The 7,384-nt window shown below is 72.8% G+C and carries 6 protein-coding genes; 3 read left to right on the top strand and 3 right to left on the bottom strand.

The genetic code is table 11. From position 1 onward, the window contains the following. A partial coding sequence (locus ACWELJ_RS32530; protein ID WP_452369909.1) for a 1-phosphofructokinase family hexose kinase occupies positions 1 to 845 on the bottom strand: 845 nt, incomplete at its 3' end. 168 nt (positions 846 to 1,013) lie between these two features. Between ACWELJ_RS32530 and ACWELJ_RS32525 the strand changes: the two genes are divergently transcribed. The 3 genes from ACWELJ_RS32525 to ACWELJ_RS32515 are packed head-to-tail and all read left to right on the top strand — an operon-like array spanning position 1,014 to position 6,261. Beyond that, entirely contained in the window at positions 1,014 to 1,931 is a 918-nt protein-coding gene (locus ACWELJ_RS32525) for a universal stress protein (RefSeq protein ID WP_452369908.1), read from the top strand. Further along, positions 1,928 to 3,451 (top strand): bifunctional aminoglycoside phosphotransferase/ATP-binding protein, encoded by a 1,524-nt coding sequence (locus ACWELJ_RS32520; RefSeq protein WP_452369907.1) that lies wholly within the window; start codon positions 1,928 to 1,930, stop codon positions 3,449 to 3,451. The genes ACWELJ_RS32525 and ACWELJ_RS32520 overlap by 4 nt, the downstream gene beginning before the upstream one ends. Beyond that, on the top strand, positions 3,448 to 6,261 hold the full coding sequence (locus tag ACWELJ_RS32515) for a cation-translocating P-type ATPase (protein WP_452369906.1): 2,814 nt from the start codon (positions 3,448 to 3,450) through the stop codon (positions 6,259 to 6,261). The genes ACWELJ_RS32520 and ACWELJ_RS32515 overlap by 4 nt, the downstream gene beginning before the upstream one ends. Before the next feature lie 92 nt (positions 6,262 to 6,353). On the opposite strand, the gene ACWELJ_RS32510 is transcribed toward ACWELJ_RS32515, so the two are convergent. Together ACWELJ_RS32510 and ACWELJ_RS32505 are read right to left on the bottom strand one after the other, a co-directional pair. Further along, entirely contained in the window at positions 6,354 to 6,602 is a 249-nt protein-coding gene (locus ACWELJ_RS32510) for a hypothetical protein (RefSeq protein ID WP_452369905.1), read from the bottom strand. 5 nt (positions 6,603 to 6,607) lie between these two features. Further along, on the bottom strand, positions 6,608 to 7,384 hold a 777-nt coding region (locus ACWELJ_RS32505; RefSeq protein ID WP_452369904.1), incomplete at its 5' end, for a 2-oxo acid dehydrogenase subunit E2.

Below are 7,384 nucleotides of genomic sequence, written 5' to 3'. Positions count from 1 at the left end.
GTCGCGGCCGCGACGCCCAGGCGCACCGCGGCGTCGAGCGGGTAACCGCGGGCCAGGCCCACCACGATCCCGCCCACCTGGGCGTCCCCGGCGCCGATTCCGCTGCGCACCGGGACCTCGACCGACGGCAGCCACCGGGCGTCGTCGCGAGTCACCGCGAGGGTGCCCTCGGGTCCCATGGACACCACGACGATCTCGCTGACCCCGTGCTCGACGAGTTCGTGCGCGGCGGCGATCCTGGACTCGCGGTCCGGCAGCGCACGACCGGCGTATTCGGTCAGTTCGCGCACGCTCGGCTTGAGCAGGTGGACGCCACGGCGCACCGCGCGCAGGGCCGCGCCGGAGGTGTCGAGCACCAACGGGACGCCGAGGTCGCCGAGTAGATCGGCGAGGCTCTGATAGAAGGACACCGGAACTCCCGGCGGCAGGCTGCCGCTGGCGACGACGTACCGGCAATCCGGTGCGGCGCGTTCGATTTCGGCCAGGCAGCGATGCACCTCCGGCATGGTGAGCCGGGGGCCGGGCAGGACGAACCGGTATTGCGCGCCGGTATCGGCCGCGGTCACCGCGAAGCTCTCCCGGGTGTGGCCGGCGACCGGGATCGGGCGAATCGGGATCGAGGCGTCGCGCACCAATTGTTCGAGGAGCCGGCCCGGCGGTCCGCCCGCCGGGAATATCGCCGTCACCCGCTCCCCCAGCGCCGCGATCGTGCGCGCGACATTGATCCCGCCGCCACCGGGGTCGAATCTGGGTGCGCCGCAGCGGGTCTTGTCGGTGGGCGCGATGTGCCCGGCGGTGGTGGCGATGTCGATCGCCGGGTTCATCGTCAAGGTCACGATCGACATTGGCCACCTTCTCGGATTCCGGCGGGAGAGGTTCTGACGCAGCTGATTTCACGCCTGATCGGGGGTGCGACGGTAGGGCATCGGGTAGTCGCCGGGCGGGACCGTCGTCGTCTCGGGAGGGACCGAAGTCCTCTGTTTCGCCGGGGACCCGAGCGCGACGCTGAAGGCATGGATACCGATGTCTCGACCTCGCGACCTGCGGTTCGACCGGTGGAGCTCGCGCGGCGACGACCGGTCATCGCGGGCATCGACGGATCCCGTGCCGCGATTCGCGCCGCGGAGTGGGCGGCCGCGGAGGCCAGGTCCCGGCAGGTTCCGCTCCGGCTGGTCGCGATCGTGCCCGCCATCGACAAACCCGCGTTCCGGGTCGGCGGCAACCGCTACCGCTACGCCATGGAGGCGCTCGAGGCCGCGCGGCGGGCGGTGCTGGTCCGGTACCCCGGCGCCGGCGAGCATGGCGTCGAGATCGCGGTCGAGGTCAGGCGAGGACAAGCCGAGCAGGTGCTGCTCGAGCTGTCCCGGTCCGCGGACCTGATCGCGCTCGGGTCCACCGATATCGGGTTCTTCGCCCACCTGGTGCTGGGCTCCACCGCGTTGTCGGTCACCCGGGGCGCGCGCTGCCCGGTCGCCCTGGTGCGCCCGGCCGCCGCCGCGGACGGGGACGTGCTGGTGGTCGTCACCGACTGGCCTTCGGCGAAACCCGCTCTGGCGGCGGCCTTCCGCGCGGCCCACGAGCGCGGCGCCGATCTGGTCGTGGCGCGGGTCTGGCCGGGGCGGGCATGGTCGGGCATCGAGGAATGGGGACCGGCGCCCGCACTGGTCTCCGATGCGCAGATCCGGGGCTGCGGGCGCGATTTCCCCGACGTGCGGTTCCGGCCGGTGACCGTGGTCGGCGAGGTGGGCAGCGCGGTCGAGCGGTTGAGCGCCACGGCCCAACTCGTCGTGGTCACCCACGATCTCGACGGGATCCCCTCCGCCCGGCTCGGGCGCACGACCCAGGACCTGGTCTGTCACTCCTCCTGCCCGGTGCTCGTGCTTCCCGGCGAGCCCGCTCGGGAGTCCGATTCCGAGGCGGCCCGCTCATGACGACCACGGCCCGGCCGCCGTCGGACGCGGTTGCCCAGCGGCAACTCTCGCCGCAGCTGCGCGAAACCCACACCGGGCTGGTCCTGCTGTTCGGAGACCGCGCGTACAAGGTGAAGAAGCCCATCGCCACCGACTTCCTGGATTTCTCCACCGCCGCGGCCCGGGACCGCGCGTTGCGGCGTGAGCTCGAACTGAACCGGCGCTGGGCCGCCGACGTCTATCTGGGCCTGGCCCGACTCACCGATCCGCTCGGCGGTCCGGCCGAACCGGTGCTGATCATGCGGCGCATGCCGGAATCGCGCCGGCTCAGCACGCTGGTGGACGCCGGGGAGATCGGGCGCGACGACCTCGCCGAACTGGCCGTGATGCTGGCCCAATTCCACCGCAACGCGGCGCGCGGTCCCGCGATCGATCGGGCCGCGACGCCCGAGGAGCTGCGCCGCCGCTGGGAGACTCTGCTGAACGGGTTGCGAACCCAGCCCAGCGACGAGCTCGATCCGAGCGGCGTCGCCCGCATCGAGCGCCTGGCCCTGCGCTTCCTCGACGGCCGCGCACCGCTGCTGGCCGACCGCGTCGCGGCGGGCCGGATTCTCGACGGTCACGGTGACCTGCTGACCGAGGACATCTTCGCCCTGCCCGACGGATTCCGGATCCTGGACTGTCTCGACTTCGACGACGCCCTACGCTGTGTCGACGGCCTCGACGACGCCGCTTTCCTGGCGATGGATCTCGAATTCCGTGGGCAGGCAATGCTTTCGGAGCGATTCCTCGACGATTATCTGCGGGCCGCCGACGATGCCGCACCCGCGTCCCTGCGCCACCACTACCTCGCCTACCGGGCTACCGTGCGCGCGAAGACCAATCGCATCCGGTCCGCGCAGGGCGATCCGGAATACGCCGCCCACGCCCGCCGCCACGTGGACCTCGCACTGCGGCATCTGGCATCGGGCGCGGTGCGCCTGGCACTGGTCGGCGGACTGCCGGGAACCGGGAAGTCCACCGTCGCCGCGGCGTTGGCGCGCGCTGCCGGCGCGGAGGTCATCTCCAGCGATACCGTGCGCGCGCGGCTGCGCGCCGGCGGCGCGATCACCGGGGCCGCGGGCGTCTTCGCTACGGGGGCATACCTTCCCGAGGCGAAGGCCCGCGTCTACGCCCGCATGCTCGAGCTCGCCCGGGACCGGCTCGCCCACGGCGTGTCGGTGGTGCTCGACGCCGCCTGGATCGACGACGGGGAACGCGACCGGGCCCGGGCCCTCGCCGCCGCGACGCACAGCGATCTGATCGAACTACGTTGTGAATGCCCGCCCCGGGTAGCCGGCGCCCGCATCGAGAGCCGTCCCCCCGGGGACTCCGACGCCACCGGCGATATCGCGCGCGCCATGGCCGCCGTGGCCGCGCCTTGGCCCGCGGCCACGCCCCTGGACACCACCGAGCCGATCGATGCCACCGTGGCGCGGGCCGTACGCGCGTGGATCGACGCCGCGTGCCCGCCCGGCGCATCCGAGGGCGTGGGCCCATGACAACCGAGTTCGATGCTCCCCCACCGACGACGGCCCGCGCGGCACCCGCGAACGCGGCCGGACCCGGTCCTGGCGAGCGCCCCGACCCGACCGAGCGCATCGACTCGCTGCTGCGCGACCTGCGCAGCAGCCGGATGGGTCTGACCGATCGCGAGGCCCGCCGCCGGCTGGTCCAGGTGGGCCCGAACCGGCTCGAGCGCCGCGGCGGGCGGGCCTGGCCATGGGAGCTGGTCCGGCAGTTCACCCATCCGCTGGCGCTGTTGCTCTGGGCCGCGGCGGGATTGGCGTGGGCGGTGGGCATCGTGCCGGTCGCGATCGCCATTGTCATCGTCATCGTCATCAACGCCGGTTTCGCGTTCGCGCAGGAACGACACGCGGAGCGGGCGGTGGAGGCGCTGGCCGCCTATCTGCCGCCGCGCGCGCAGGTACTGAGGGACCGGTCGGTCACCGAGATCGACGCCACCGGGCTGGTTCCCGGGGATGTGCTGGTCATCTCCGAAGGCGATCGGATCTCCGCCGACGCCCGCGTCCTCGAGGGCGGCATCGAGGTCGACCTGTCGGCGTTGACCGGCGAGTCCATGCCGGTCTACCGGTCCGCGGACCTCGCCGACCCCGGAGTGCCGCTGCTGCAGGCCGGCGACCTCGTGTTCAGCGGGACGACCTGCACCGAGGGCGAGGCGCGGGCGGTCGTGTACGCGACCGGCATGCGCTCGGAACTGGGCCGCGTCGCGGCGCTCTCGGAGCGGGTGCGCCGCGACGAGAGCCCGCTCGAACATCAGGTGCGCCGGGTGGCATGGCTGATCGCGCTGGTGTCGGTGGGGCTCGGGGTCGCGTTCATTCCGCTGGCGACCCTGGCCGCTCAGCTGTCGTTCGTCAACGCGGTGGTGTTCGCGGTCGGCCTGCTGGTCGGCAATGTGCCCGAGGGCCTGCTGCCGGTGATCACCCTGGCGCTGGGCATCGGTGTGCGCGAGCTGGCCCGGCGTGGCGCGGTGATGAAGCGACTCAGCTCGGTCGAGACGCTCGGGTCCACCGATGTCATCTGCACCGACAAGACCGGCACCCTCACCGAGAACCGGATGCGAGTCGTGGTGGCGCACACCGCGAGCGGACGGTTCGACTGCACCGGGCACCGCCCGCCCACCCTCGACCCCACCCTGCACCGGATGGCCGCGGCCCTGGCCGCCTGCAACAACGCACGAGTCACCGCGGACGGTGAGCACACCGGTGATCCGACCGAGGTCGCCCTCCTCGAAACCGCTGTGGCACTGGGCGTTCCGGTCGACGAGGACCTGCGCCGGCAGCGGCGGGCGCGCCAGTTCCACTTCGATTCGGCACGCAAGCGGATGTCCACCCTCGACGCGGGCGCCGCCGGCGAGCGGGTGATCCATGTCAAGGGGGCGCCGGAAGCGGTGCTGCCACACTGCGTCACCGAACTCGACCCCCGGCAACGAGCCGTGCCGCTGACCGCCGAGCGGCGGCGGGAGCTCGGCGAGCTGGTCGACGGGCTGGCCCGGCAGGGTCTTCGGGTGCTGGCCGTCGCGGAACGCCGCCTCGACGCCGACGAGGCCGATCCCGTCCGCCCCGACGAGGCCGAACGCGGGCTGACGCTGCTGGGCGTGGTGGCGATGGAGGACCCGCCGCGTGCCGAGGTCGCCGACGCGGTGGCCGCCTGTCACAGCGCCGGCATCCGGGTCATCGTCATCACCGGCGACCACGGGCTCACCGCCGCGGCGGTGGCAGCCCAGGTGGGCATCACGCGGGCCGAGCCGGTCATCGTCACCGGAACCGAACTCGACCGCACCAGCGAGCACGACCTCGACCGGTTGCTCGCGGCCGACGCCGACCTGATCTTCGCCCGTTCCTCGCCCGAGGCGAAGCTCCGCATCGCCGACGCGCTGCGCGCCGCGGGGCACGTGGTGGCCATGACCGGCGACGGCGTCAACGACGCGCCGGCACTGCGGCGCGCCGATATCGGTATCGCCATGGGCCGCTCGGGAACCGACGTGGCACGCGAGGCCGCCACCATGGTGCTGACCGACGACAACTTCGCCACCATCACCGCGGCCATCCAGGCGGGACGCCGCGTCTACGTCAACATCCGCAAGTTCATCTTCTACATCTTCGCCCACGCCACCCCCGAGATCGTGCCGTTCCTGGTGTTCGCGCTCTCCGGTGGCGCGGTACCGCTGCCGCTCACCGTCCTGCAGCTGCTGTCCTTCGACGTCGGCACCGAAACCCTGCCCGCACTGGCCCTGGGCCGGGAACCCGCCGAGCCGGGACTCATGCGCCGGCCGCCCCGCCCCCGCGGCGAACCGGTCATCCGCGCTCGAATGCTGTTGCGCGCCTGGCTGTTCCTCGGAGTGCTGTGCGCGGCCCTGGCGATGGCGGGATTCTTCCTCGTGCTGCTGCGCGCCGGCTGGTACCCGGGCGCGCCCACCGGACCCGGCACGCCCTTGCACCACGCCTACCGGCAGGCCACCACCATGACCCTGCTCGGTCTGGTCACCGGCCAGATCGGCACCGCCTTCGCCGCCCGCACCGAACGCGCCTCCCTGCGGTCGATCGGCGTGTTCTCCAATCCGCTGTTGTTGTGGGGCATCGCCTTCGAGCTGGCGCTCACCGCCGCCATCATCTACCTGCCGCCCCTGCAAGCCCTGCTGGGCACCGCCGCCTTGAGCCCCGCCATGCTCGCTGTCACCGCGCCGTTCCCCCTGATCGTGTGGGGCGCGGACGAATTCCGCCGCTGGGTGGTCCGCCGCCGCGCCGCCGCCCGGGAGCCCACGGCCGAGTGCGTCCACGCCACGGCATAGCGGCGTCCGTGCGCACGTGACCGCCAGACCCGATGCCGCTCGAATCGAGGACGTCGGAGGTGGCGGTCCACAGGGCTGTCCGGGGTCCGCGGTCAGGCGGTGAGGAACTCGACGCAGGCGGCGATGGTGGTGAGCCGGGGGTAGTCGGATTCCTCGATGCGGCGATCCGCGGCGGCGGAGAGGCGTTCGACGAAGGTCAGGAAGTCGAGCGAGTCGAGCGCCAGGGTTTCGCGCAGTGGGGCGTCGCCGGGCAGGGCGGCCAGATGGTCCGGGGTGTCGAAGCCGTGCAGGGCACCTCGGATGAGATCGTCGGCGACCTCGTGGGACAGGCTGGTGGCCATGGCTTTCAGAGCTCCTCGGGGGTGTGCAGCAGGGTGTCGACGGCATGGAGGAAGCGGGCGCCGATCGCGCCGTCGGTGGCGCGGTGGTCGGCGGAGAGGGTCGCGGTGAGCTGGGGTCGCACGCCGAGCAGGCCACCGACCGCGCAGGGACGCTCGGTCACCGCGCCGAAGCCGACGATCGCGACCTGGGGGGCGGCGATGACGCCGAAGACCGAATCCACGCCCAGGTCACCGAGATTGGTGACGGTAATGGTCGCCGGGGTGGCGTCGGTCGAGCGCAGGCGGACGGCGCGGGCGCGTTCGGCGACGCCGCGCAGGGCGCTCATCAGCTCCGGCAGGGCGAGGCGGTCGGCGTCGGGAATGGTGGGGACGATGATGCCGCCCGCGCGCATCGACACCACGACACCCAGGTGCACGGCCGCGGCGGGGCGGAATTCGTCGTCGATCCAGTGGCCGTTGAGCTCCGGCACCGCGGCGGCCGCGCGGGCGGTTGCCGCCAGCAACAGGGCGGCGGGCAGGATTCGGTCGGCGACCGGGACTCGGCGGTTGTGGTCGGCGAGCCAGTCGCGCGCCGCGGTCATATCGATGGTGCTGGACAGGTAGTAGTGCGGGACGGTGCGTTTGGATCTCGTCATCGCGGCCGCGATCACTTTGCGAACCTCCGCCGGATCGTGCTGCGGCGCATCGCGGTGCGGCGCGGCGGCTTCGGGCCCGCCGTTCGAGCGCTCGGATTCCGCCGCGGATCCGGCCGGGGCCGATCGCGTCCCCGCCGGGGCAGCGGC

The organism is Nocardia sp. NPDC004582, assembly GCF_053602115.1.
Note: the sequence above shows the minus strand (reverse complement) of the source record. Positions and strands in the feature narration are given on the sequence as shown.